Origin of the sequence: Anaerotruncus sp. 1XD42-93 (assembly GCF_009917605.1) — a bacterium.
In the GTDB taxonomy this organism is placed as follows: Bacteria; Bacillota; Clostridia; order Oscillospirales; family Ruminococcaceae; genus Anaerotruncus.
The window spans coordinates 53,575-79,153 of sequence record NZ_QZEG01000011.1 but is presented as its reverse complement, the minus strand read 5'-3'; the positions used below and the strand labels follow the sequence as shown (position 1 = coordinate 79,153).

25 protein-coding genes and 1 tRNA gene are annotated in these 25,579 nt (G+C 55.8%); 15 read left to right on the top strand and 11 right to left on the bottom strand.

Annotated features, from left to right (window positions below; translation table 11 throughout):
* Nucleotides 1-186: 186 nt before the first annotated feature.
* The 11 genes from rfbD to D5269_RS06435 all read right to left on the bottom strand — a co-directional run bounded on the left by rfbD (nt 187) and on the right by D5269_RS06435 (nt 10,770).
* Complete coding sequence (gene rfbD / locus D5269_RS06485) at nt 187-1,026, bottom strand: dTDP-4-dehydrorhamnose reductase (protein ID WP_120484254.1); 840 nt, start codon at nt 1,024-1,026, stop codon at nt 187-189.
* Nucleotides 1,023-2,063, bottom strand: coding sequence for a dTDP-glucose 4,6-dehydratase (rfbB, locus tag D5269_RS06480; protein ID WP_120484253.1), 1,041 nt, complete (start codon nt 2,061-2,063; stop codon nt 1,023-1,025). Before rfbB ends, rfbD begins: the two co-directional genes overlap by 4 nt.
* Before the next feature lie 10 nt (nt 2,064-2,073).
* A complete protein-coding gene (gene rfbC, locus D5269_RS06475) occupies nt 2,074-2,628 on the bottom strand; it encodes a dTDP-4-dehydrorhamnose 3,5-epimerase (protein ID WP_120484252.1) in 555 nt (184 codons plus the stop codon).
* A 99-nt stretch (nt 2,629-2,727) separates the two neighbouring features.
* Nucleotides 2,728-4,131 carry a GGDEF domain-containing protein gene (locus D5269_RS06470; protein ID WP_120484251.1) on the bottom strand — a complete coding sequence of 468 codons (1,404 nt, stop codon included), beginning with the start codon at nt 4,129-4,131 and terminating at the stop codon, nt 2,728-2,730.
* A gap of 96 nt (nt 4,132-4,227) precedes the next feature.
* Nucleotides 4,228-5,106: a glucose-1-phosphate thymidylyltransferase RfbA gene (rfbA, locus tag D5269_RS06465; protein ID WP_120484250.1), complete on the bottom strand. Its 879-nt coding sequence runs from the start codon at nt 5,104-5,106 to the stop codon at nt 4,228-4,230.
* Between the two features lie 18 nt (nt 5,107-5,124).
* On the bottom strand, nt 5,125-6,057 hold the full coding sequence (locus D5269_RS06460; protein WP_120484266.1) for a glycosyltransferase family 2 protein: 933 nt from the start codon (nt 6,055-6,057) through the stop codon (nt 5,125-5,127).
* Nucleotides 6,058-6,145: 88 nt separating this feature from the next.
* Entirely contained in the window at nt 6,146-7,045 is a 900-nt protein-coding gene (locus tag D5269_RS06455) for a DMT family transporter (RefSeq protein ID WP_120484249.1), read from the bottom strand.
* Between the two features lie 158 nt (nt 7,046-7,203).
* The gene (locus D5269_RS06450) at nt 7,204-8,172 is read right to left on the bottom strand and encodes a type I phosphomannose isomerase catalytic subunit (protein ID WP_016315574.1); all 969 of its coding nucleotides are present in this window, start codon (nt 8,170-8,172) and stop codon (nt 7,204-7,206) included.
* Between the two features lie 376 nt (nt 8,173-8,548).
* Nucleotides 8,549-8,887, bottom strand: a complete 339-nt coding sequence (locus tag D5269_RS06445; protein ID WP_016315575.1) for a P-II family nitrogen regulator — start codon at nt 8,885-8,887, stop codon at nt 8,549-8,551.
* Entirely contained in the window at nt 8,877-9,251 is a 375-nt protein-coding gene (locus D5269_RS06440) for a hypothetical protein (protein WP_016315576.1), read from the bottom strand. Before D5269_RS06440 ends, D5269_RS06445 begins: the two co-directional genes overlap by 11 nt.
* 13 nt (nt 9,252-9,264) lie before the next feature.
* Nucleotides 9,265-10,770: a DUF1538 domain-containing protein gene (locus tag D5269_RS06435; protein WP_347707288.1), complete on the bottom strand. Its 1,506-nt coding sequence runs from the start codon at nt 10,768-10,770 to the stop codon at nt 9,265-9,267.
* A 325-nt stretch (nt 10,771-11,095) separates the two neighbouring features.
* Here D5269_RS06435 and D5269_RS06430 point away from each other — a divergent pair.
* The 15 genes from D5269_RS06430 (at nt 11,096) to D5269_RS06360 (ending at nt 25,566) form a co-directional block, all read left to right on the top strand.
* Nucleotides 11,096-11,172, top strand: a tRNA-Arg gene (locus D5269_RS06430).
* Nucleotides 11,173-11,605: 433 nt separating this feature from the next.
* Nucleotides 11,606-13,378, top strand: a complete 1,773-nt coding sequence (locus D5269_RS06425) for a vWA domain-containing protein (RefSeq protein WP_166545147.1) — start codon at nt 11,606-11,608, stop codon at nt 13,376-13,378.
* Between the two features lie 52 nt (nt 13,379-13,430).
* Nucleotides 13,431-13,673, top strand: coding sequence for a hypothetical protein (locus tag D5269_RS06420; protein WP_161910203.1), 243 nt, complete (start codon nt 13,431-13,433; stop codon nt 13,671-13,673).
* A 489-nt stretch (nt 13,674-14,162) separates the two neighbouring features.
* Entirely contained in the window at nt 14,163-14,498 is a 336-nt protein-coding gene (locus D5269_RS06415) for a hypothetical protein (protein WP_161910202.1), read from the top strand.
* A 105-nt stretch (nt 14,499-14,603) separates the two neighbouring features.
* Nucleotides 14,604-16,787: a hypothetical protein gene (locus D5269_RS06410; RefSeq protein WP_016315580.1), complete on the top strand. Its 2,184-nt coding sequence runs from the start codon at nt 14,604-14,606 to the stop codon at nt 16,785-16,787.
* A gap of 114 nt (nt 16,788-16,901) precedes the next feature.
* Complete coding sequence (locus D5269_RS06405; protein ID WP_016315581.1) at nt 16,902-17,330, top strand: hypothetical protein; 429 nt, start codon at nt 16,902-16,904, stop codon at nt 17,328-17,330.
* Between the two features lie 18 nt (nt 17,331-17,348).
* On the top strand, nt 17,349-17,780 hold the full coding sequence (locus D5269_RS06400) for a hypothetical protein (RefSeq protein WP_016315582.1): 432 nt from the start codon (nt 17,349-17,351) through the stop codon (nt 17,778-17,780).
* 87 nt (nt 17,781-17,867) lie between these two features.
* Entirely contained in the window at nt 17,868-18,326 is a 459-nt protein-coding gene (locus D5269_RS06395) for a DnaJ domain-containing protein (RefSeq protein ID WP_016315583.1), read from the top strand.
* A gap of 10 nt (nt 18,327-18,336) precedes the next feature.
* The gene (locus D5269_RS06390; protein WP_120484243.1) at nt 18,337-18,882 is read left to right on the top strand and encodes an FHA domain-containing protein; all 546 of its coding nucleotides are present in this window, start codon (nt 18,337-18,339) and stop codon (nt 18,880-18,882) included.
* Between the two features lie 25 nt (nt 18,883-18,907).
* Complete coding sequence (locus tag D5269_RS06385) at nt 18,908-19,420, top strand: FHA domain-containing protein (RefSeq protein ID WP_016315585.1); 513 nt, start codon at nt 18,908-18,910, stop codon at nt 19,418-19,420.
* A 104-nt stretch (nt 19,421-19,524) separates the two neighbouring features.
* A complete protein-coding gene (locus D5269_RS06380) occupies nt 19,525-20,352 on the top strand; it encodes a PP2C family serine/threonine-protein phosphatase (protein WP_199735695.1) in 828 nt (275 codons plus the stop codon).
* Between the two features lie 93 nt (nt 20,353-20,445).
* Complete coding sequence (locus D5269_RS06375) at nt 20,446-22,968, top strand: hypothetical protein (RefSeq protein WP_120484242.1); 2,523 nt, start codon at nt 20,446-20,448, stop codon at nt 22,966-22,968.
* A gap of 198 nt (nt 22,969-23,166) precedes the next feature.
* Entirely contained in the window at nt 23,167-23,379 is a 213-nt protein-coding gene (locus D5269_RS06370; protein WP_016315588.1) for a hypothetical protein, read from the top strand.
* 172 nt (nt 23,380-23,551) lie between these two features.
* Entirely contained in the window at nt 23,552-24,877 is a 1,326-nt protein-coding gene (locus D5269_RS06365; RefSeq protein WP_120484241.1) for a hypothetical protein, read from the top strand.
* A complete protein-coding gene (locus D5269_RS06360; RefSeq protein WP_016315590.1) occupies nt 24,874-25,566 on the top strand; it encodes a hypothetical protein in 693 nt (230 codons plus the stop codon). Before D5269_RS06365 ends, D5269_RS06360 begins: the two co-directional genes overlap by 4 nt.
* The last annotated feature ends 13 nt before the right edge of the window (nt 25,567-25,579 follow it).

Below are 25,579 nucleotides of genomic sequence, written 5' to 3'. Positions count from 1 at the left end.
TCTTTCGGTGTTCCTTTTTCATATTGTAACATCTTTAGGATGGTTGGCGCAATCCGCTTTTGGAGATTTTGTTCGGAAGAGCTGCCGGCCTTTGCCGCAGGGCAGCTTTTGAGGCAGGCTGCCAAAAAGAAACCTGAAAAAGCCCGGAGCAGGGGGATACCCGCTCCGGACTTCTTTGGTGAAAAGTCAGGCCCGACTGAAAAATACGTTTAATGCATCCTTCCAATGCGGCAGGGGCTGGAACCCTGCTTTTCGCAGTGCGCTCTGATCCAATCTTGAGTTCATTGGGCGGATGACCTTGGATGGATATTCCGCTGTCGATACCGGGAGCACCCTCGCTGGCAGGCCCGCCATCCGGAAAATCTCCCGGGCAAACTCAGCCCAGGAGCAGAACCCCGCATTTGCCGCATGGTAGGTCCCATATTTGTCACCCACAGCCATGTCGCAGAGCAGCTTTGCCAGATCACCCGTATAGGTGGGGGAGCCGACCTGGTCATCCACCACGCGCACGTCTTCCCGCTCTGCCCCGAGACGGAGCATGGTTTTCACAAAATTGCTGCCATGGTTCCCAAAGACCCAGGAAGTACGGACAATCCAGTGATGCTCCAGCAGCTCCCTGACCGCTTGTTCCCCGGCAAGTTTGGTCTCACCGTACACATTCAGCGGGCCGGTGGGATCGTCCACCCGATGCGGCTGGTCCCCCTCGCCGGAAAAGACATAATCGGTGCTGATGTAGAGCAGCTTCGCGTCGGTCCTGCGGCAGGCCAGCGCAAGGCTGCGTGTACCGTCCGCATTGACCTGCCAGCAGCGCTCCCGCTCGGATTCCGCCTTTTCTACAGCGGTATAGGCGGCGCAGTGGATCACGGCATCCGGGCGGCAGGACTCCAAAAGGGCATCCACTGCTTTTGCATCCGTTATATCACATTCTCTGGTCGAAACGCCGCAATATGGGATTCCACGTGTTTCCAGTTCTTTGCAGACATCGCTACCTAGCTGTCCGCGGGAACCGGTCACCAGCACCTTCAAGACAGCCCCTCCCCCATTGGGCGGCCGATATCGGATGCCAGGCGTGCCTGCCGGTATTGCCCATTGGCGATATGCTCCCACCAGATTTTATGCTCCAGATACCACCGGATGGTTTTCCGGATGCCGTCGCTGAACGCGGTCCTGGGCGCCCACCCGAATGTCTTCTGCATCTTTGCAGGGTCGATCGCATATCTGCGGTCGTGCCCGGGGCGGTCCTGCACAAACTGGATCAGTTCTTCCGGTTTCCTGACCTCATGCAGGATCGTCCGGACCACCTCCAGATTGGTGCGCTCGTTGTGCCCGCCGATGTTATACAGCTCGCCGGCGGTCCCTTTCAGCAGAATTTCGTCGATCGCGGAGCAATGGTCCTCCACATACAGCCAGTCCCGGACGTTTTCCCCCTTTCCGTAGACAGGGAGCGGCTGATCCTGAAACGCATTCACCACCATCAGTGGGATCAGCTTTTCCGGGAACTGGTAGGGCCCATAGTTGTTGGAGCATCTGGAGATCGTGGCCGGGATGCCGAATGTGCGATGGTAGGCCTGTACCAGCAGGTCCGCGGACGCTTTGGACGCAGCGTAAGGGCTGCTGGCGCGGACCGGGGAATCTTCGGTAAAGAAGAGGTCCGGGCGGTCGAGCGGCAGGTCTCCATAGACCTCGTCGGTGGAAACCTGATGGAACCGCTGGATTCCATAAATCCGGCAGGCGTCGAGCAGCACGCTTGTGCCGATGACGTTGGTGCGCAAAAATATTTCCGGGTCCTTGATCGACCGGTCAACATGGCTCTCCGCCGCAAAATTGACCACCACATCCGGCTTTTCAGCCTCGAAAAGCGCGTAGACCGACTGACGGTCTGCAATATCCGCCTTTACAAACCGGAAGCGCGGATTTTTAGCCGCGTCCGCCAGTGTTTCCAGGTTGCCCGCATAGGTCAATGCATCCATACAAACGACCTGGTCCTCCGGGTGGCGGTCCAGCAGATAATAGATAAAATTGCTTCCGATAAATCCGGCTCCGCCTGTTATCAATCGTTTCATTGTAAGCCCCTCATTCATAGATAAAATCGACGTCGCTTTCGCTCAGGAAGGGAGCATTCCGGTCCTTCTCGGACAGGACTGGATTTTCACAGCCCCATTCAACCCCGATTTCCGGGTCGTTCCAGCGGATGCCCCGGTCCGCTTCGGGCGTATAAAACCGGTCGGCCTTATACAGGAACTCTACCGAATCGGTCAGCGTGAGGAATGCGTGGCCGAACCCGCGCGGAATGAGAAGCTGCCGCTTGTTGTCGGCGGAGAGTTCCACCGAAACCCACTTTTTAAAGGTCGGGGAACCCTTCCGGAGGTCGACCGCCACATCCAGAACCGCCCCCCTGTTGCACCGGACGATCTTTGCCTGTGCGGCGTCCCCCTTTTGGAAGTGGATGCCGCGCAGTACCCCTTTCTGCGCGGAAAAGGACTGGTTATCCTGCACGAAACGGTAGTGAAGCCCGGCCCGCTCCAGGTCGCGCTCCGACCACGTTTCCATAAACCAACCCCTGGAATCCCCAAAGACTTTTGGCTCCAGGATATAAACCGAAGGAAGCCTGGTTGGGATCACCTGCATATTGACCGCCTCCTATCGCAAGTCATAGAAATCAACGTTTTTTCAACCGGGCAGGCAGATAACCCGCCCAGACGATACACAAATAGCTGGCCAGGGGGCCTAACCGTTCCCGCCGCAGGTAACGGGTTCCTGACATGGGTGCGCCTGCATCCTGTAACAGGCCCGTCCGTTCTCCTTTGCCTGGTATAATATCTTATCCGTTTCGGTTAGGATATGCTTCACGGTTTGCGGAAAAACAAACTGGCAGGCGCCGATGCTGCAGCTCGTTTTTTGCTCAGGCAGTATGCCGGAGATCAGGTTCAGGAACCGTTCCAGCCGTTGACCCAGTTCCTGCGGCGGCATTGGCGTTTCGATGATAACGGCGAATTCATCCCCGCCAAGCCTTCCCACCTTTCCATCCTCTCCAAAAATCACTTGCAGATGCATCGCGATCTCTTTCAGGACCTTATCTCCAACCGGATGCCCAAAGGTATCATTGATTTTCTTAAAATAATCTACATCCACAAACAAAAACCAACCGGTTTTTTGGGTGGTTGTGCTGCACGTTTTCTGCATTTTATCGCAATGATAAAGGAACATGCGCCTTCCCATTACACCAGTTAGCTCGTCCATCTCTCTCCGGTACCCGTTGTACGACATATACTTGTAGATGCAGCTCAATAGAATCACAGAAATCACATTCAGTGACAGAGAAGCCACCAAGAATTGGATCTGCAAGTGCAGCAGATCAGAAGAGACCTGATCGGATACCGCGAACCCATGCTGGTTGAGCATATAAGATTCTCTTTGAGAGAAATAGAAGGTTGCACAAATTGCCATAAACAGGATAAAAAAGGCGAATATCACAAAGAACAGGTTCATTTTTTTGGAGGAGTAGGGGTTGTCGACCGACTGATCAATACAAAAACGGATGTTTTGCATGGTGTTGCTTTGATAGGCTGTCCACAGAAGTTCAACGGTGACTACGCAGATGAGCGCAAAGACTGCATCATCCCATTCCCAGTGCAGCGCCGAGCTGTAACGGTACCCGAGTTCTGGAAACAAAGTCCCTATCGCAGCGTAAACAAGCAGCGAATGCACCTTGGGAGAAATCGCAGCAACCACCCCGATCCACAGACGATTGCGCTTTGTTTTCCTCGCGGCTAAAAACGCGGCCCCAATGATCAGCCCAAACAGCGTCCTTGTCCCGACACTCAACCAAAGGCTGCTGGCCGGGGATCCGCTTAAAAAGGGAGAAAATATTGCATCTGCCGGCATCACATAGGATGAGGAGGCTTTATACATACTGGCGATTCCAAAGGTAAACCCAACGACTACAGAGTGCGCAGGGCTGAGAAGGCAGCCTGCCGCCAGAATGGGGAGATATGCGATGGTAACGGAAATAGGCGGAATATGTAGATACCCCAGAAAGGTAAACGACATCAACAGTTCAACCGCAATTAGTATCCCAAAAGCGTAACAGTCGAAGCAGGAATAGTTCCACAGCTTTTTTATTGTTTTCATCCCATATCCCTCTCTAATCCTCAACACCGGTGTCTCCATCCCGCAGGCAGACGAAATCTCTTTCCCCAGAAGCTATGGAGACTGCATCCCCCGCTTCTAGTACCGGATTTTTCCGTCTGCCACCGCCCGCAGGTGTTTTCCATAAGCCGCTTTGCCGTAGCGGTCCGCTGCCGACAGAAGCTGTTCCCTAGAAATCCAGCCGTTGGTGTATGAGATTTCCTCGAGCGCTGCGATTTTCACCCCCTGATGGTTCTCGATCATACGAACAAAGTCAGACGCCTGTGCAAGCGCGTCCACTGTCCCGGTGTCAAACCAGGTATAGCCCCGCCCGAGCGTAGTGACCTGTAAGGTCCCCTCCTGCAGATAGGCACAGTTCAGGTCGGTGATCTCCAGCTCCCCGCGCGCGGAGGGCCGGATTTTCTTGGCCTTTTCGCAGACCGTCTGATCGTAAAAGTAAAGCCCGGTTACACAGTAGTTGGAAACCGGATTTTTTGGTTTTTCCTCGATCGAAACCGCTTTTCCCGCCGCATCCAGCGTCACGACCCCAAACCGCTCGGGGTCCTCCACATAGTAGCCGAAGATAGTGGCGCCGCTCTGCTGTGCAGCCGCTTTTTTCAGATGCCGGATCAGGCCGCTCCCGTAAAACAGGTTGTCGCCCAAAACCATTGCGCAGCTATCCCCACCGATGAACCGTTCGCCCAGCAGGAATGCCTGTGCCAAACCATCCGGCGAGGGCTGTTCCAAATAGGAAAGCTGGATGCCGAAATCCGAACCATCCCCCAGAAGGCGCTCAAAATTCGGCAGGTCCCGTGGGGTTGACAGGATCAGGATGTCACGGATGCCCGCCAGCATCAATGTGGACAGCGGATAAAAGATCATCGGTTTATCATAAACCGGCAGGAGCTGCTTGGAGGTCACCATGGTGAGCGGATAGAGGCGGGTCCCAGAGCCGCCTGCCAGAACAATTCCTTTCATAAAAAGCCCCATCCATTTCTATACAAATAAAATTTGCGCAAGTTTCCGTTTGAATCCTTTTTTGAACAACCGGTACCGCAGCAGGACCCAGACCCGCTTCCACTTCGGATGCAGGGGGATGCCGCTGTAGGCATCCAGCAGCCGGACCTGCTGTGTGTCCAGCTTTGCGCGGTAAACCTTCAGGAATTCCCCCGCCTGCCGGTAGGTGTCCCGCAGGACCGTCCTTGCGCCGGCCCGGTCCCGGAACCGCGCCCAGTTGTAGGAGAGGCTGTGCGCATTTTTGGCGCCGACCTGGTTGCTGCCATGCTGCCGGTAAAGGATGGTGGGTGTCTCCACAAATCCGATCTTTCCGAACGCTGCCGCGAGTATGGCGAGCCACCAGTCGTGCATAATACAGTTCTGCGCCTCCGGGATCGGGACAAACCGCGCCAGCAGCGCTTGGTTGACCATCATCGTGCAGCCGGTCACAATGTTTTGAACGATGAGCTGATGGAGGGCGTCCCGTTTGGCGGACAGGTCCTGAATATACAGGAGCGAACCGGAAAGCTCGTTCAGCCTGCTGTCCACGACCTTCAGATCAGTATGCACCAGAAGCGGCGTGTCCGCCCCACAGGCGGACTCCAATTCCCGCATCTTTTCCAGCGTGAGCGCGATTTTCTCCGGAAGCCACACGTCATCCTGATCGCAGGTCATGCAGTAAGGGGTATCTGCCAGCGAGAGCATACTGAAAAAGTTGTTCTTTGCCGATCCGGATGGGCTGTCCCGCCGGATCAGGCGGATTTTTTCCGGATACTGCCCCGCGAATTCCTGCGCGACTGCCGCGGTCCGGTCGGTGGAGCAGTCATCCTGGATAATGAGCTTCCAGCGGGTTTCGGTCTGGCGGAGGATCGACTCGATCTGTTCCGCAAGATAGGATTCCCCGTTGTAGGTTGCCATAAGAATCGTAATCACAATATCGGCGCCTTCCAAATCGTTCTGATGATATTACCCTTCATTCTATCACACCCGCCGGAAACTTGCAACCCGTCCCCTCCGCCGGCTAGGATTCCGCCACAGGGCTTCCCTTGCGTTTTTCCGCCAACGAAAGCAGGGTGACCGCAAGCAGGATCAGACCCGCGCCCAATGCTGTTTTCAGTCCGAATGGCTCCCGGTAGATCAGGACGCCCAGCGTGATGCTCGTAATCGGTTCGAAGGTGCTTAGAATCGAAGCGTTCTGCGGCCCAATCAGGCTGACGCCGATCTGGAAAAGGACCACGCCGACAATCGAAGCGGCCACCGCAAGCCCCAGTGTAGCGAACCAGCCGAGCGCAGTCTCCGGGAGGGTGAACTGCCCGGCAAGCAGCAGCCCGGCGAGCAGCAGCACCGCACTCTCCAGGCACATGTAGAAGCTGAACAGGAACGGGGAAATTTCCTGTAGGCAGCTCCGGTAAAGTGCGATGATATAGGCCGCGTAGGTGATCCCGGAGATGAAGGCGATCGCCATGCCGAACAGGTTGGCGGATTCCCCGGGCGTATAAAACAGGAGGATACCCGCAGTACAGGAGAGGACGCAGAGCGCCCGCACCGGGGTGATCCGGTCGCGGAAGAACAGCGCACATCCGAGCAGCACAAATACCGGGTAACTGAAATGAATGGTGGTTGCCATACCGGAAGAGATATAGACATAGGATAAAAAAAGCAGGCCAGGGGTAATCAGCCCGCACAAAAGCCCGATCGGGCAGAGCTGAACCGCCTGTCTGCGTGTCAGACGAAGGGATATTTTTTTCCAGCGGAGGATGCCGAATAACACCGGGACTGCCAGTGCGTTCCTGAAAAAAACAAGGCTGAGCGGGTTCAGCCCCTCCGCGTAGATCAGTTTTGCGATTGCAGGCAGGCTGCCGAACACCACCGCCGACAGAATGCTGAAAAGATAGCCTTTTACCGTCCGGCTCATCATCATCTTCCTCCCCTGAAAAAGAGCAGAGACAGCCCGCGAATATGCAGGCTGTCTTTTGTCTTTGCCGTATCCACAGGGATGAAACGTCCGAAAAGCGGGTTCTTATAAGTATGGATACAGCGGTTTTCTTTGTTGTCTTTCTTTTCTGTTTTTATGTATGATTACAGGTAGGTAAACAGATATTCCCCGGTCCCCATGAGGCTGACTTGTTCGCAGTCGCTGGGCACAAATATGCTGTCCCCTTTTTGCATGGAAAGCGATTCTTCCTTCCAACGTAAGGTTCCGGCCCCCTCGACACAGAGGATCGAAACAAACGACGCCGGGTCGACAGGATGGGTATATGCGGCCTCCACCTGAACGAGGTCAACCGAAAACCGGCGGCATCTGACGAGCGGCTTCACCCGGAACTGCCCGGGCTGTTCCCGGACCGGTCCAGCAGCGGCCTGCTGCTGTGGCTTGGACGGAACCAGCGAGGTGACCGCGAGCGCTTTGTCCAGTTGGAGGGAACGAGGCTTTCCGTCCGGCCCGAGGCGGTTGAAATCGTGCACACGGTAGGTCAGGTTGGAGTTCTGCTGGATTTCAGCAACGACGATCCCTTCGCCGATCGCATGGATGATGCCTGCTTCGATGAAAAAGACATCCCCTTTTTTGACCGGTACGCGGTTGAGCACCTCGGTGATCGTCCCATCCGAGAGCCTGCGCCCAAATTCCTCCCGGCTGATCTGCTCACGGAACCCAAAATAAAGGGAGGCGCCTTCTTTGCAGTCGAGCAGATACCACATCTCTTCCTTGCCCTGCTGGCCATTTTCGAATTCCCGCGCGTAATCGTCGTCCGGATGCACCTGGATCGAGAGGACTTTTTCTGCGTCGATCAGCTTGATCAAAAGCGGGAATTCCTGTTTGCCTGCATAGGCATGTCCCAACAGTTGCGGGTATTCTGCCGCAAACTGTGAAAACGGCATCCCCGAAAGCTCTCCCGAGGCGATTACGCTCGGGCCGTCGGGATGCGCCGAAAGTTCCCAGCTTTCAGCGAGCGGGTACAGGTCGGTCTGTTTGTGGTATTCCTGTTTCAGGCGCTCCCCACCCCACAGGTAATCCTGATAGGATGGCGCCAGCAAAAACGGCTTCATGTTTTTCCCCCTTGCTCCCATTTCGGAACGCGGCAGCGACCGCTTTTTTATTTTACTACGCCGGTCCGCAGATTTCAAGGGATTTCGCGAGAACCAGAGGGCAAATCTGCGCAGATGCCCGGGAATTTGTAAGCCGTATCCAATTCTATGCAGGAATCCCCTGTTTGCCCGAGGAAAATCAGGGAATCAATGTGAAAAATAGAGGCTGTTTCCAAGGAGGGTTCCGCCTGTCCGGCTTCGGGGCGGGATCAGATGGGACACCCCCGCGGCAAGGCCCGCAGGTTCAGGCGTGCCCGTTCCTGCAGCCTTGGACCGAATAAGGGAGGGCGCTTTCCCACAAGGGAAAGCGCCCTTTTTCCGGTACGATATGACAGGGTCAGGCATCTTCAAACATGGCCTCGAAATAAGGGGCGCCAACCACATAATCCACCGGCAGCGCGAAGGAAATCCCGCTGCCGCGGGTCTTCAGCCCGGTTTTTTTGGCGATCGCCTGCATGATCGGCTTTTTCTGTTTCTCGTCGGTGAGGATCAGGATGACCTCTTTTTCCGGTGTGATCGTGATCCCGAAAAATTTGGCGACCTCCTTCAGGCCGGTACCGCGTCCATTCAGAACGGTACCGCCGGTCGCGCCGCTGGCCCTCGCCGCTTCCATCGCGGATTCGCTGTGTCCGCGGTTGACAATCGTAACGATCAATGCACATTTTCTATCGCTCATTCTTTAGCTCCCCCTCTTCGTGTCCCGCCAGAAAGCCCAGCGTCTGCGCCCCCCCTACACTCACGATCGGGATTGAAAACGCGATCCCGCCGCCCGCACGTTCCATCGAAAATTCCTGCTTGAGTTTTTGCAGCAGCGGACGGGCGCGTACGGTCTCAATCCCGCCCAGAATGATGTCTTTTTCGGTCTCGCCCAGCCCGAGATAGTCGAGCAGGGAGGAGTCCGCTGTTCCATGCCCCAACAGGCAGAGGTCGAACCGAACCCCCTCGTCATGCATCCGCGCAGTCAGCCGCTTCCCTTTCCCACGGTCGACAATCGCGATGATCAGGGAGACCTTTTCCGGAGCGCGCTTGGTATTCTGCATCAAAATCCCCTCCTCAAAGCTCGATGATCTCGAGTTCTTCGTCCGCCATGGCAATAGGTGCGGCGAGTATGGTTTTCAGCTTAAAGACGGCGCCCAGCGACTGGATGGTCACCAGCGGCGTCATCGCCACCATGGCCACGATGCCGAACGCATCGCGCAGCATGTTGCCGCCGAGCGATTCACACGCTCCCATCGCAAAGGGGAGCAGGAAGGTGGCGGTCATCGGGCCGGATGCAACACCGCCCGAGTCGAACGCGATTGCGGTGAAGATCTTCGGCACAACAAACGACAGTCCGAGCGCGATCGCGTAGCCGCCCAGCAGGAAATACCAGATGCTTACCCCGGTCATGACCCGGACCATTGCCAGCCCCAGCGAGCAGGCAATGCCGATTGAAAGGGCGGCCATCATCGAATTCCGGGAGATGGCGCCGCCGGTGACCTCCTCGACCTGTTTGTTGAGGACATGGACGGCCGGTTCCGCCGCAACAACAAAGAATCCAATCAGCATTGCGATCGGTATGATTACCCAGTTGTAGCTGAGCTGGGAAATCTTCGCGCCAAGCAGGTTTCCGACCGGCATGAACCCGACGTTGACGCCGGTGAGGAACAGCACCAGCCCGATATAAGTATAGACAAGGCCGACCGAAATTTTGATCATCTGGATTTTGGGCAGATGAAGTGCCGCAAGCTGAAAAACCAGAAAAAAGAGGACGATCGGCAGCAGTGCAATGAGTACTTCCTTGGCATAATGGGGCAGGGACTCCGCGAACAGGCGGAAGATGTCCCCCGCGTTTTCCACCGCAGCCGGGGCGGAAGAGGAGGCCGCACCGCCCTCTGCATTGAAAAACATGCCGAGGATCAGAACCGTGAGCACCGGCCCGATCGAACAGAGCGAGATCAGGCCAAAGCTGTCGTCATGGGAACCGGCGTCGCCGCGCACAGCTGCCACACCGAGCCCCAGTGCGAGGATGAACGGCACAGTGATCGGCCCGGTGGTGACGCCGCCCGAATCGAACGCGACTGCCAGGAAATCGGGCGAAGTAAACGCGGCGATCGCGAAGACGGCGAGATAAAGCCCGACCAGCATCAGCGAGAGGCTCACCTGAAAGAGGATGCGCAGGAGTGCGAGCACCAGAAACACGCCGACGCCAAACGCGACCGCCAGAATCAGGGTCATGTTTGGGACCGACGGCACCTGCTGGGCAAGCACCTGGAGGTCCGGCTCGGCAATCGTGATCATCACGCCCATAATAAAAGCGATGCAGATCAGAAAGGTCAGCCGCCGGCTTTTGGTGAGCTGTGCGCCAACCCGCTCCCCCATCATCATCATCGACAGGTCAGCCCCCAGCGTGAAAAGCCCCATGCCAAGAATCAGCAAGGGAGTTCCCACCGCAAAGAGGATGAGTGTCCCGAGCGGGAGCGGCGCGATCGTCAGGTGCAGGATCAGTACAACCACGCTGATCGGCAGCACCGAGGAGATCGACTCCTTGATTTTGAGCCATAGGTTTTTGTTCATCATAGCCTCCTTCTATCAGAGATTTCGGATATATAAACTTAGTATACCAGAAAGAGGGAACAGAGGCAATTGAAAAAAAGAAATCCAATTTTGTGAAAATTGCAGGATAAAACCTCCATTTTGCCGCAAAAAATGTCTGTTTAAAATCCAGAATTTTGCTATGCTGCACAGAATGACAGGCGCCCATGCAAGCAGTCAAAAGAGACCGGTGCAGAATTTCCGCATTTTAAAGATTCCGGCCGCGCGATTACGGCACAAATTTCAAAGTTTGCCGTTTCAAGGGGTTGACAAACCGTAAAAAATGAGGTAATATAGACAACAGTTTCCTGCGCTTGTAGCTCAGCTGGATAGAGTGACTGGCTACGAACCAGTAGGTCGGGGGTTCGAGTCCCTCCAAGCGCGCCAACCGGAGCAGACTTTTAATAGCCTGCTCCGGTTTTTTTAACCGAAAGATGTGTCCCTGACAGCAGAGGCCCTGTTTTTTCGACCGGGCTTCTGTTGTTTTGCTATTCCCTGAACCCACCAGTTTCATGCTGGTCTCCAGGCCGCGCCCCTCTGATCCGGTTCGGGTCAGAGGGGCATTTTTTCGTTTGACAGACCAATCGTTCTATCCTGTTGTTTCCATAAAATTGATCGTATTTTCATAGCACCTGTCATTTATTTACCTACATATATATAAGAAAAACATATATCGAGCAAAATTTTAAAATATTATGTTGACAAATGACGAAAAGTATGCTTAACTACTGATAGAATAGTAAAAATATTCAATAAACTATAAACTAGTCGTCTGGGCTTGAAAAATATTTTCCGTCTATCCCACAGACGGGAAACAGGGGTGAGGGATATCAGCAAAAGAATAATCGCCGCCGGTTTTCTTGCTGTTGTCCTGCTGTTGGGTACAGTTTTGCTGCCCGCAGCGGCGGCAGGTCCCGACAGCTCCCGCGAAGTGATATTTCTGCTGGATGCCAGCAATTCGATGAACCATATTCAAAACAATACGGCAACCGACATGATCCGGGAGATGGCGTACAGCCTGCCTGCCGGCTATGATGTCGGGTTTGTCAGCTATGAGACAGACGTACAGAGCTTCATAGGCCCTCAGGCAGATCTGTCCGAATTTGACCATACTGTTTTGCAGACCAGATACACCGGATATTCCAATGCAGGTGCAGGTCTGGAAACCGCGCTTTCCCTCTTTTCGGAAACAGCGGAAGCAAAAGAGGTGGTGGTTTTTTCGGACGGAGAAATTGTCATGAGCCATACAGCGGCGACCGAGGAGGCTGTCGCAAAGTTTGACGCCATGGTCGGGCAGGCAGCCGGTCAGGGCATCACGATCCACACCATCCTGCTGAACACCCCCGCGGCAGAGGAAACGCTCAAAATTCTGGACGCCTCCCGGAGAACCGGGGGGAGCGTCTACCATGCAAAAGGCCAGTCTGAGATTGAAGCGGCTGCGGAACAGCTTCTGTTTTCCGATCTCGGGGTCGGGCAGCTCTCTGTGGGTGCCGGCGGCGCCCGGGATGGGCGTCTGCACATCACCCTGCCGGACACAGATATGGAGTCCGCCAAAATCCTGCTCACCTCGGATCAGCCGCTGTCCAACATCACCACAGACGCAAGCGCTCAGGACATTCGTGTGGTTACCGGCCGCCATTTTGCGGTGGCAGAGTTGATCCGTCCGGCACAGACTTCGGTAGGGCTCTCGTTTACCACAGCTTCTTCGGGGGAAATCCATGCCAGGCTGATTCCGGAATATCAGGTATGCCTACAGGTGGATGCGGCCTATCGGGAGAAGGAACTGACCGAGTCCCAGCCGGAACCTGTCGGAGCGATCGTCACCATCCATGCCGGAACCGAACGAAACCCGGAGGCCAGCCTGTTTGCGAGCGAACTGTTTCAAAATCAGGCGATCCCGCTCCGCGTCAACGGGAAGGATTATCGGGCAGCGGTCCGGGACGGTTCCATTCAGGTGGAGGTCCCCTACAGCCCGGACGGCAACTATACCGTAGAAGCGGATTTTTCGGGGATTGCAGGGAATTTTTCAGGGCTGACGCCAGTCACTGCACATCAGGATAAACCGGCGATGGCGCCGCCGCCCCCGGAACCCGAACCGGATTACCGCCCGCTGATCGCGGTGGTCGCCCTTCTGGGCGGCGTCCTGTTGCTGATCCTCCGCAGAGGGCGTCATAAGGTGGGAAGCACCGGGCTTCAGGCCGAAGCATCGCCGGCTCCCCCCTCGGAAGAGTACCACTTTTCTGGGAAGCTGAACCTCTATATTGTCCGCGCGCCGGATGATCGGGATATTCCGCCGCAGGTATTCCCGCTTTACCGCCAGTCCCGTAAAAGGGTCCGGCTCCACTACATCCTCTCCTCCTGCGGGATCGACTTCGGGGATGTGGGCGCCAGGGAAATCGACCTGCTGCCAGGCCCGGACCGTTCCCTGCTCTTTGAGAATAGCTCCGACTGCACAGTGCTCAAAAACCGGGACCTCATGATGAAGGGCCGCGTTTTTCCGGTGCATTTTGAGGAGAAGGTCTCCATTACCTTTACCGATGACAGCGAACTGATCCTGCAATACAAAAACGTGCGGCCAAACGAGGAACGATAAAAAAGCGCAGCATTTCTAAGATTACATATGGCATCCTGCGACAAAGAAGGTGATGAACAAATCGAAACTAGGGGAAATTCTCAATAAATCTTTTGTGATTAGTGGCGGACAAAGTAAGTACATTGAAGCAACAGCTAAAACAGCTTATTTTAAGGCAGGGGCCAAGGTAAATGGAAATACATTTGATAATGCCTCTGGAACAAAATTATTTAATAAATCTGGGGTTATATATCCTACATATACAAATTCTGACTGTGGTGTCACAGTTCCAGAACCGTCTCTAAATTTGGAATAAGACAACGTCAATTAGCTGGACTAGTAGTGATCGTACGAAATATCTGAAATGGTTTGAACAAACTTATCTAAACGGAAAAACCCAAAATTGGGATAACTGGCAAGTACATCATATGCGTCCAAGGGCATATGGAGGACAAAATAACTATAGCAATCTAATTCCTATGCCTGAGACAAAACATAGAGAGTTCACGTCTTGGTTTGCGGGCTACTGATTTTCTTTTTAGGCAATCGCTCCAGGTTTAAAATAATATTTTTTCTATAAAAGTTGTCACGGACTCCCGTTATCGCTCACAAGAGGTGAATTAGCATGGACATTAAAAGTCTAATGGCTTGTATAGATATATTAAATGGAAATCATGAAATTTTTTCAGATGGTGAGGTTTTGGGTCGTTGTTATAGAAAATATCCCGGAGCGGGTGCAGCAGAAATTGAGCGTATATCCCAAAAAAATCAGATCGTATTTGCGGAAGACCTGAAACGATTTTGGATGGAGTCAAATGGGCTGACCTTTCAGAGCTTCGGTGGTACCCGTTTTTTCTCTGTGGAGGAGGTATCGGGCTACCTTTCTGCCCTTGAGGGGATGCTCGTAAAAGGGGTCTATCCGATCGCAATTTTTGATGACGACACCATTTTGATCGACGGAAACCGGCTTGGCAGCGGTCAATACCTGTTTTTCGGAGACATCTCCTGTCTTGAGCTCTTTTATCCTTTGGACTGTTCTTTTGGATTTTTCCTGGAACGGATGATCCAGCTTGCCGGGTGCAAATACTGGGAGCCGGTTCCGGATGCCTATGTTAAGCCGGTTTCTTTTCTACAGGATTGATTCTGCCGCCGACGGCCCATAAGCCGGCTGTGAAACAACCGTTATGTTCTGGTTCCTTCAGGAGATTGCGGTATTATATTTACTAAATGAGGACGTGAGGTTATTATGGCCATCATCAACCAGACCAACCGGACCCTGCTGATCGAGGAGATCAACCCGGAAAAGCTCGACCTGATTACCCTTGTAGGGGACGTAAAAGGGCTGGACAGCCTGAGCGACGAGGTAATCAAGGAGATCAATGAGCATCTGCTGGTGCACAGCTTTGACGAATTCCTCGAAAAGTTTGATCCGGTGGTCTACAACTTTTTTAATGCGAACAACCAGAAGGTGATGTACACCCTGAAAAAGCCGGAGACCATCCCGGCAGAGATGCTGACCGAAATCCATCTCAACCAGCAGAACGATTTCCTCAAGATGCTCATGACCCTGATCGAGACCAAGCGTGCGCAGGGCATCATCAATGTGGACTTCAAGTTCGAGAACCTGACCGATCTGATCTCCCCCAAAAAGGTGATGGATGACATCCGGCAGGAGCGCAAGGAGCTGCGGCATGTCTACAAGCAGTACGCCCAGCTCGAGGATGGGGACCCGCACAAGCTGGACATTGCGGATAAACTGAATGTCATGTTTGAGGAAGCGTCGGTGAACTATAACAATGTTATGGCCATGCTCCCGCTGGCGATCGAGGACATCAAGACCCGTCTGCTGCTCGGGGACGGCTCCCAGCAGCAGGACAATACGCCCCTCGCGCTTGGCGTGCTGAGCATGGGGGAAAACGGCGAACTCAAGGTGCTGGAAGCGCCCAAAGCCGAGACGACCGCCCTCGCAACGCTCGATGACAACATCAACACCGGCCTCATCGCAGCGGTAGAGGAGGATTACGAAGCACTGAACGGGGACAGCAGCAGCACCTATGTCAAAGCGCTGGTATCCCGCACCTTCTGCCCGCTTCCCTCCACGATGGTTTCCACCATCGACGTGGCACAGGAGGTCGCCAACTACAACTCCTATCTGGAATTCTATAAGGCCGCGAAGGATGATTTCATCAAGACAGTCAAACCGCTGATCGAGAAAATCCTGGGGGTCTGGGCGTTCTTCGAGCAGACTCCGCGGAAAAAGGTCAAGGACATGCGCCCTTCGATGCTGATTGCAAACACCAACAACGAGATGCTTGCCAAGACCACCAACATCGTCCGCCTGCAAACCTACCTCAACTCCACCAACGCCAAAAACGATTTCCACAATACGGTCTGGTACTGCATCATCCCGTCGGTTTCCCTGAACCAGAATTCCAAGATGAAGCTCACCCGTGAGCGGTTTAAGGGGAACAAGGAGGTTGAAAAGACCGGGCTTGTCAGCATGGAGTCTCTCTCCCGCACCCTCCAGGTGCTCAACGACTACAAGGTGCAGTGCTTCTTCTGCTACGAAACGGGAGACAAGACCACCTTCAACTATATGGCGACCGAAGGAATCGAAAAGTTCGAGGAGCGATGCGCGCCGCTGATCGGGAAGCCGTACAGCGAGATGGCGATTCCCTGTATCCCCAATTTTACCATCATCCCCAAGGACAAGTCCGGCGTGATCCTCGACAAGAAGATGCTGGTCACCGAAGACAATGTCGTTGAGCTGTCCAAAGAAAAAGAGGACATCATGAAGCTCTGGATCGACGGGGTTTACATCGGGGCGGCATTCATTGCGGCCGGCCTGGTTTCGGCCTACCAGTCGGCGGACTACCTCAAGGAGAAATTCCGCCGCAATGTCAATATGGAGCTGCCGGGGGTGCGGTTCGACATTGAGGCAGAGGACCACGCACTGCGGGTACATACGACGATGGCCAAGGAGATCACCGGTTTTACCAACAGCATCAAGGCGGATATCAACCGCAAGAGCTTCGGGTTTGTGTTCAGCTCGGAAAACGCGCTGCTCGACGGGATTGAGGTCACCAACATCATGGTTTACAAGGCCCGCAGCCTGCTGCTGGACGGTTCGGTCTACGAGCCGATTTACAAAACGCAGGTTACCACCTATATTGAACGGGTTCTGCGCCATGCCACCGGCGACTTCAAGCAGGACAACATCATCAGCTTCTTCTCAAACAACCCTGCCAGCCAGAAGAGCCAGTGGGTGAAAAATAAGGAGTATATCAACGCGATCCTTGGGCCTGGGGATGACGTTACCTTCTCGATCGACGAGGCCAACGGCATCTGTACGCTTGACATCACCTTCAACGGGAACGTCAGGAATCTGGATGTGGAGATCAACCGCAGCACCGCATCGGAGCGCGCGTAATGCCGGCATTCTGGTGGACAGAGGGTTCACCTTCAGGATCAGACCACCTGGAGCCAGCCTGTTGTTTCCAGGTGCTTTGACGATATTATTATTTTTAGAAACGGAGGAAATCTTATGGGTTTTAGACTGGAAGTAACCGGAGGAGACCCGATCAAGTTCGACGAGCGGGCGATTATCAACGCGGAATTCTCTTCGCTCTCCCCGCACGACAGCAACGCCCGCGCGACCGACTACGGCATGGAACTGAAGATCTGGGGCAAAATGCTCTTCTCGCTGGGCGGGCAGGAGTCGGACAGCACCCTGAATGTTTCCAAATGGTCGCGGCTGCCGTCTGAGGACGCGCTCTGCTACCGCAGCGCAAAGCTGGATGTCATCGCGGCAGGCAACGTGGTGCGTCAGTTTGAGCTTCCCCATGCGTTTGTGATGGACTACACCGAGGAGCTGGACGACGAGACCGGCGTGGGCACCTTCTATCTGCACATGAAGCAGAAAAAGGATCAGACCCGGCAGGTCAAGCTGGAAGGCGGCTTCGCAGGCGAATAAGAAAAGGAGGAATGGTGAATGTCTCTGAGAGTAACAGTTTCTGGCGGCGGCGGGGATTTTGAGATCGCAAAGGAGTGTGTCCGCTCGGTACGGATGACCACCGACATCCCGCTGAATTCGGATGCCCGCACAAAAGACGTGGGCAGCACCCTGATTCTGAAGGGCAAGATTCTTTCGGCTGTGGACGGCGACCCGTTCGACAGCACCCGTCAGATGGCCCTCTGGTCCGCGGTCCCGGCCGAGAAGGCAGCGTGCTACCGCAATGTCACCGTTGAGGTGATCCAGGGCGGAATCATGGAGCGCAAATACACCTTCCCGAACGCGTTTGTCGTGGACTATCAGGAGCACTTCGGCGATGTGGAAGGCACCGGCACCTTTACACTGATGCTCAAGCAGAAAAAGGACAAGCTGAACAATGTAGCAGTGGAAGGCGGATACCCCGCTGTATAAAACGGCAAAAAGGGCGTGTCTGGGCAAAATCCGGGCACGCCCCCTTTCTGGCGCTCCAAATGAAACAGGAAATGGCGGTACCGCAGTATGAAAGACTATTATGGCATATTGGGAGTAGCAAAAACGGCGACAGCCGATCAGATCAAAAAGGCCTACCGCAGGCTTGCCAAGGAGAACCATCCGGACCTGCATCCGGGCGACCGGCAGGCTGAAGCGCGTTTCAAGGAGATCAACGAGGCGTATTCGGTCTTGGGGGAGGAATCCGCGCGCGGGCGGTACGACGCCGACTGCGCAGCCGAAGCCCGCAAAAAACAGGCGGCAGAAGCTCCGCGGCGTCCGCAGGCGTCCAGGGCGCCGGTGAACCCGAATTTTGATATTTCCAATATGGCACAATCCATGGGCCGGGGGTTCGAATCCTTCTTCGGGTTCAACCCGGAAACCGGGGAGATCACCAACGAGGAAAAGCTCAGCGGCAGCGGTTCCAAAAAGAAACAGAACCCGCTGGATATGAGCCAGATGTTCGAGCGTTTTATGGGGTTCAAGTAGGGGTGGGAAGATGAACAGGAACTGGATGTTGGACTGGTCGATCGTTGCGACCGCGGCTGCGGCGGGCATCCTTTCATGGTGCTATCTCGAGCCGTCTTCCCTGCGCCAGGCCGCCCTGCTGGTGTTCGGCCTGACTGCGCTGGGGTACCTCATCCTTGCGGTCCGCAGGGACCACCGCTCTCCTGTTTTGCCATCCCCGAATGGCACCAGCCGCGGCATCACCGAACTGGCGCTGCTCAGTGAGGAGGGGACCGAGCTGGCGGTGTGGGACCTTTGCGGCCGGACCGCCATGCTGATCGGCCGGGATGTCGGGGAAAACGACGTGGACGTCAACCTTGACAACACCGTCTATGCAGGGATGATCGACGTGGAACACGCTGTGCTCAACTACACCGCTGGAAGCTGGTATGTGGAGGATCTCAATTCCCGCAACGGGATTGCCGTACAAAAAGCGGCGGACGGGAAAAAGTACCGGCTCTCCGCAGATAAGCCCTGCCGGCTGGAAAAAGGGGACATCCTTTTTGTCGGCGGCCTGACAAGGCTGGCAATCCGGTAATTTTCAGAAGAGAGGAAGAACATGCATGAGCAACATGATCCGCTGCCAGAACGGGCATCTGTTTTCATCGAGAAGATATGGCACCGTCTGCCCTTATTGCAACATTGAAACCGCTACCCCTGAGCGGCAGGAGACCGGTGCGCGCACCGAAGAGGAGATCGAGGAAAAGCTGTTCCTGGAGGAGATCGAGCCGGTCTGCGGATGGATCGTCTGTATCTCGGGCGCGCGGCAGGGGAAGGACTACAAGATCAAGACCGGCAAGAACTTCATCGGCCGGGCGGATGATATGGACATCCAGATCCTTGGGGACAACGCGATCTCCCGGCGCAACCATGGGATCGTGGTGTTCGACCCGAAAAAGAAGCAGACGGTGCTGCTGCCCGGGGACAGCAACGGGATCGTCTATCTGAACGACGACGCTGTTTATACGCCGCAGGTGCTCAACCCCTATGACATCATCGAGCTGGGGAAAAGCAAGTTCCTGTTTATCCCGTTCTGCGGGGAGCATTTTATGTGGGAAGATCAGAAGGACGCATAAAGAATCCGGGTTGCGGGAGCTTTTGCAGGGGCGCCTTGAACAGGCGGACAAAACTTTTGCGTATGACTTTGAAATAGACGCGAATCATTCGGGAGGGAAACAGTTTGAATCTGCCGGTCCATGCCATCGCGATCCTTGGCCTTACCGCACTTCTGGTCGTTTTGATCGTCCTGCGCGCCCGCCCGAAGAGATATCCGGCGAAGCCGGCTGCCGACATCGGGAAATGCATGACCATCGGGCACCGGGAGGTGCAGGAGGACAACTGTGCGGCAGAGGTCACCGACGCCGGTATTCTGGCGGTCCTCGCGGATGGTATGGGCAAACGGTACGGGGGCAGGGTCGCCAGCCGGATCGCAGTACAGATTTTTTCCGACCTGTTTTTGGACTACAACGCATTTGACAACCCGCAGTACTACTTCCGCAAGGCGTTCCACGCCGCCAACCGGCAGATTCTCGAAACGGTGGACGAGCAGCGCGGGTCGGCGAGTGTCGCCGCTGCCATGATCCGCAGCGGCAAACTCTATTACGCGCTGGCCGGGGATGTGCGGATCGCGGTGTTCCACAGGGGGGATCTGGTCCCGGTGAGCGAGGGCCATACGGTGGACGTGCTCGCCCAGCGGGAGTTCCGGCGCGGCAGGCTCACCCGTCAGGACGCGGTCGCGATGCTGGAACGGCACCGGCTTTACAACTATGTCGGGCAGGATGGGTTCCGGGACATCGAATTTTTCGATACCCCGCTCACGCTGGATGCACAGGATACGGTTGTCCTGATGAGCGACGGGGTCTACGGCTGCCTGGCATGGCGGGAGATCGAGGAGGTACTCGAGGGCAAGGGGAGCTGCCAGGACAAGGCGCTGGAGATCATCCAGCGGATCAACCGATGCCCGGTCGAGGATAAGGACAACGCCAGTATCCTGCTGGTCCGGCCCTGACCCTGGGGAGCCGGCTTTCAGGGGACAGGATGAACGATGCGCCCTGCCGTTCCCGCAGCAGGGGAGAAAAAGAAACACCGGTGAGGTAACAAGATGAGGAAGCTCAACAGCGAATTCCATACCGCGTTCATCTCCGAAGCGGGCAGCGAACTGAAAAACAACGATTACTTCGGGTTTGTCGAGCTGGACAGGTTTGCCTGCTATGTGATTGCGGACGGAATCGAGGATTTCCCGGGGGCGGAAAGCGCAAAACTTGCCATCCAGAGCGTGATCCTCAAGTTTCATGAGCATCCGTCGATGAAAAAAAGCGCAATCCGAAGCTACCTCTACGCCGCCAACCAGGCGCTCCTCCAGGCGCATAGTAAGAGCCGGCTCAAGGCGTCGATCACGGTGGTGGTCACCGACTATGCCAAAATGCGCTATGGTTCCGCCGGGAATACCCGTTTGCGGCTCTACCGCGAAGGGATGCTCTGGCAGCAGTCCTCCGATATGTCGCTCAGTCAGGACCTTGTCGCGGCCGACCGGCTTGCACAGGACCTGCTTGCCCGGCACGATGAGCGCAACAACCTGTATTCCTATCTGGGGCAGCCAAGGGAATTCCGGCCCTTTATCTCCAAAAAATTCAAGCTGACCGATACCGACATCATCGTGCTCTATACCCGCGGAATCTGGGAAAACCTCGACTCCGGCGAGCTGGATGACATCTTTTCCGAGGCGCAGGATGACCCACAGAAAACCCTCGACGATGCCGAGGATATGCTCATGTCCAAGCAGCCCCGCGAGCTGGAAAATTACACGCTCGCGGTGGTCTTTGTCGATAAGGTGTTTACCGACCCCAACCACCGGCGGCGGGTCAAACGCTGGATTATCACCGGGGTGGTCGTATTCCTGGTGCTTGTGATCATCATTCTGGTGGTCTGGCTGGTGATGCGCAGCCGCGCCCACAAACGGGAGGACATGAACGCCTATCTGGAAAGTATGTCCGCTTATGTCAAGGATCAAAACTTTACAAAAGCGCAGTCCGAGGCAGAAAAGGCTGGAGAACTGGCCAGAAAGCTCCGGGACAAGGAGAAAAAAGCGGACATCGACGCCTGTCAGAAGCTGCTGGACAGCATCATCAACGCGGACGGACTGCTGGCGGAAGGCAAGTATGAGGACGCACAGCAGGCCTATCTGGCCGCGCTCGACCGGGCGCGGAGCGCCCGCCAGATGGGTAAGGAATACATCGAAAAAAATCTTGCGCAGACAAAGGATTACATAGAAGTATACGACCTGATCTCGGACGGCGACCTGCTCTCCGACCGGGAAAATTATCAGGCGGCCGAGCAGAAATACAAAGAGGCCAAAAAACTGGCGGCAGACATCTATTTCACGCAGGGCAGGAAGGACGCTTCCGAAAGCCTGGACAAGGTCTACCAGGCGCTTTCCGATCAGGCGGATGCGGACAAGGAAGCCCAGCAGGAAGCGCAGGAGCAGGCGCAGAAAAAAGCGGAAGCCAGCACCTCGGCTGCTGAACTGATCGCGCAGGGGGACAAGGCCATGCAGGAGGGGGATGCCGAGGGCGCGGCGGTGGCCTATACGATGGCCAAGCAGAAGCTGGATGAGATCGAGGATGGCGCGGGCGCCGCCAATGTGGACCAGAAGCTGAACCTCGCCAACAAGCAGGGGCAGGAAAGTGAGATGCTTCAGGATGTAGCGGATAAATACACCAAGGCGGGCGAACAGGCTCTGGCCAGCGGGGACCCGCAGAAGGCCCAGGAATATTACAACAAGGCCAAAGGGATTTATGCGGAGCTGGGCATGGAGCAGATGGCCGGTCTGATGGAAAACAAGCTGGAGATGGACGATCCGGAAGCGGCACAGGCGGTCGCGGAGGCAAACGGTACCGCCAATACCTCTGGAAAGACCACGGCAGGCAACGTCGGGGGAATCAACCGGCTGACGATCGGCGAGCGGCAGGAGCTGCTGCGTACGGCCAAGAGTGCAGTCAAAAAAGGGGACGAGGCTTATGACGGCGGAGAATACATGAAGGCCAGACGGTACTACCGGGATGCGCGGGACTGCTATGAGGAACTGGGCATGGACAAACTGGTGGACCAGATGGAGGACCGGATTTCCGACTGTACCAATGCCTACGATCAAGAGGTCGAAACCGATGTCAGCGACCTGAAAGAGCGGTATGCGCAGGCGCAGCAGTATGAAGATCAGGGGGACGCGGCCCTGTATGCGGGAGAATACGACAGGGCAATCTCCCTCTATTATCAGGCCCGGACGATCTATTCCGAGCTGGAGCTCTATCAGCGGGTTTCCGACGTGCAGGCCAAAATCGACCGGGTCCAGCAGGGGATGGCCCAGGCGGACAAAGCGAACGCCTATGCGGCGGATGGCGACAACGCCATGGCTGACGGGCAGTATCAGGACGCGATCGACGCCTATCGGAAAGCGCGGGCTATCTATATGGAGCTTGGGCAGCAGACGCTGGTCTCGAATATGCAGGAGCGGATCGAGACCGCGCGCAAAGCATTGGAGGCAGGCAGTCCGGGAAAACCGCCTGCTTCGGGGGATGGCCCGGATGACGGTACCCCGGAGGGCACACCGGATGGAAGCCTTTCATAAAAACCAGAACCCATATTCACAAGCGTTTGGCGCTGCCTGGGCAGGTCTTTTACCGGTCTGCTTCGCGGAAACACCGCGCAGTATGTAAACTGTACTGCCTGCGTTTTTCACCTTGCGGGGCGGCAGAAGTTCCCGTCCACCCGGCTCTCTCGATTCTGAATGAGGATTCTGAGATCAACAATGTCAGGAGGATTTTTTATGTCGCAGAGATACTACGCGCTGGATTCCATTGAAAACCTGTTGGAGGAATTCGACCGGCTGTATGGAAACAAACCGGTCGAAAGGCAGAAGGCGGAACTGAATCAGGCACTGGCAGACATTGCGGTGATCCGCAGCCGGGGTACCACGCTCAAGGGGAATACCCGCAGCAGCCTCAAGAAGCAGATTGAGGAAAAGCTACGGTATCTTTGAGCGTCCAAAAGGGGCTTTTTCTCCTGTAAAAAGCCCCTCGCCGCCCTTTGAGCGGCAGTTCATCCGGAAAACTGCCGCTGTTGCGGTGTGCATAGGCCAACCGGTGCAATGCGCCGGCTCTTAGGCTGGCGAGACTGTTTCGTCTGGAGAAAAGCGGGGAGGGGGAATCGGGATGCCGGAACGGGCGGGGACGGACGATGGCCGTTTGTTTGAATATCCGTTCGACTTTGAAGCCTACATACAGGAGCGGATGAAAGAGATCGACGATTGGGACGAGCGGCGGTTCGCCAAAACGGTCCTGCTCGACGGCCTGCTCCGTGTCATGCGGGTAACCGAGGAAAAATACCGCAGGCTGGAGGAGCGGGTTTACAGCGAGATTGAAAACGAGATCAGCCGGTATGCGATCCAGTCAACGGTCATCAGCCGCGGGGACTACGATCCCACCAACACCACCCTGTTCCCGATCTGTATGGACGATCTCGCTCCGCCGGCGCCCGATCTTGCGTCTGTGCTCGAAACGGCGGGCCAGGGGGATGCCTGCCCGCTCGAAACGCGCTATTTCCGCTGTGATGCGGCCGCCTGCCGCAGGCTTGGGGAAAGAGCGGTCTTTCGCGGCAGCATCCAAACCGATCAGGGAAGCTGCCCGGCCCGGTTCCGTCTGACGCGTGCCCGGCGGTATCGGGACGCGCTCTCCCATCTTTACGACCTGTTCCTTTACAATGCGATCCCCTGGACGACGGTCAACTCCTGTTATCTCGACAAGTTTTTTGACCTCTCTCTGGAGGCTGTGGAGGAGGAGCCGGGTCCGGACGCAAAATGGCTCGGATTCCAGGTCGATCTGGAGGAATGGGAGCAGTTTGCACAGCCGGACCAGATTCCGCTCTGGAACCTGGAAGAGATCAGCTTCAGCAGCAAAGATTTTGTCATGCCCTGCATCGACAGCCGGGACTACGAGCACGAACTGCCCATCGCAGAGTTCGGGGAGGAGAACGGCTATCTGGTGGAGCGGAACACCGAGATCACCGGCATCCGCCGGGAGCCGGGCAGGATTCTCCTGCGTTCCCCCAGCGAGACGTTCGAAAACTGGGTCGGCTACCGGGTGGTGCCGGGGCCGTCCGCACACTCCCTGCGGTACGCGGACCCGGTCGTGAGCAACCGGAAAAAACAGACCTTCCTGAGCAGCTGTATCAACCATCTGGGGGGCAGGCTGCACACGCGTGCGGACCTGTTCCGCCGGGTGGAAGAGCTGGAGATACAGGAGTATATCCGTGTCAAGGGGTTCAGCCTGCTGGATGCGGATGCGGATTGCCCGCCGCTTGACGACATGAACTGGTTCGCCAAGGATGAGCTGTTCCCACTGGATAAACGGCGGATTCTGTACATAGAGTTTACGGCGAACGACCCGTCCTGCTATCTCAACGATGCGATGGTGCAGTTTGTGGTTTCCCAGATTCAGCTGGATGAGGGCGAATACCGCTGTACGGGGGTGCTCGTATGAACTATCTCTGGGAGGTTGCGCTCCGGGCGGACCAGCTCGGCGTCCCGCGCGAAAAGCTGCGGTATACGCCCGCGCGGGTCAGCAGCCCCTATATGGAGGCTGCGTTTGAAAACCTGAACCAGAGCCTGCTGGAGGACCCGGTGGTGGAGGCGAACCCTCTCTACCGGTTTTCCTCGATCTTCAGCCGGCTGTTCGACATCAACACCGAGGGCCTCGAGCAAACCCGGCAGGTTTTTTTCGATGTGGTCATGCAGTATCTGGTCCAGCTCGACCTGCGCCAGGGGCTTTGCCGGGAGGAATATTACCTGCGCTTTCTGCTGAAGGATTTTCAGGACGGGGTCTGCGGCGGGCGGTATGCGGAGGCAATCCGGCAGTTTTCAGGTCCGGAGCTGCGGCCGGTGCTCTCCTGCATCCTGCGTCTGTGCCAGTGCGGCAGCTCGGTCGCCCTGTTTCGCAGGGCGATGCGGGCGGTCTACCCGAATTCCCTGGTCTACGCCAGCAACGATACGGCGCGGGAGCTGCTGATCTACATCGGACACCCGGAGACCGGCTGTGAACAGCAGAAGGTGGATTTCCTCATCAATGTGTTCCTGCCGCTGAACTTCACCACCCATCTGTTCTGGGAGCGTCATTTTGGGATCGTGGATGTGGATGTGACAATGGAACTCGACGAAATGGTACTATTTTGAGAGGGCGGTTGGA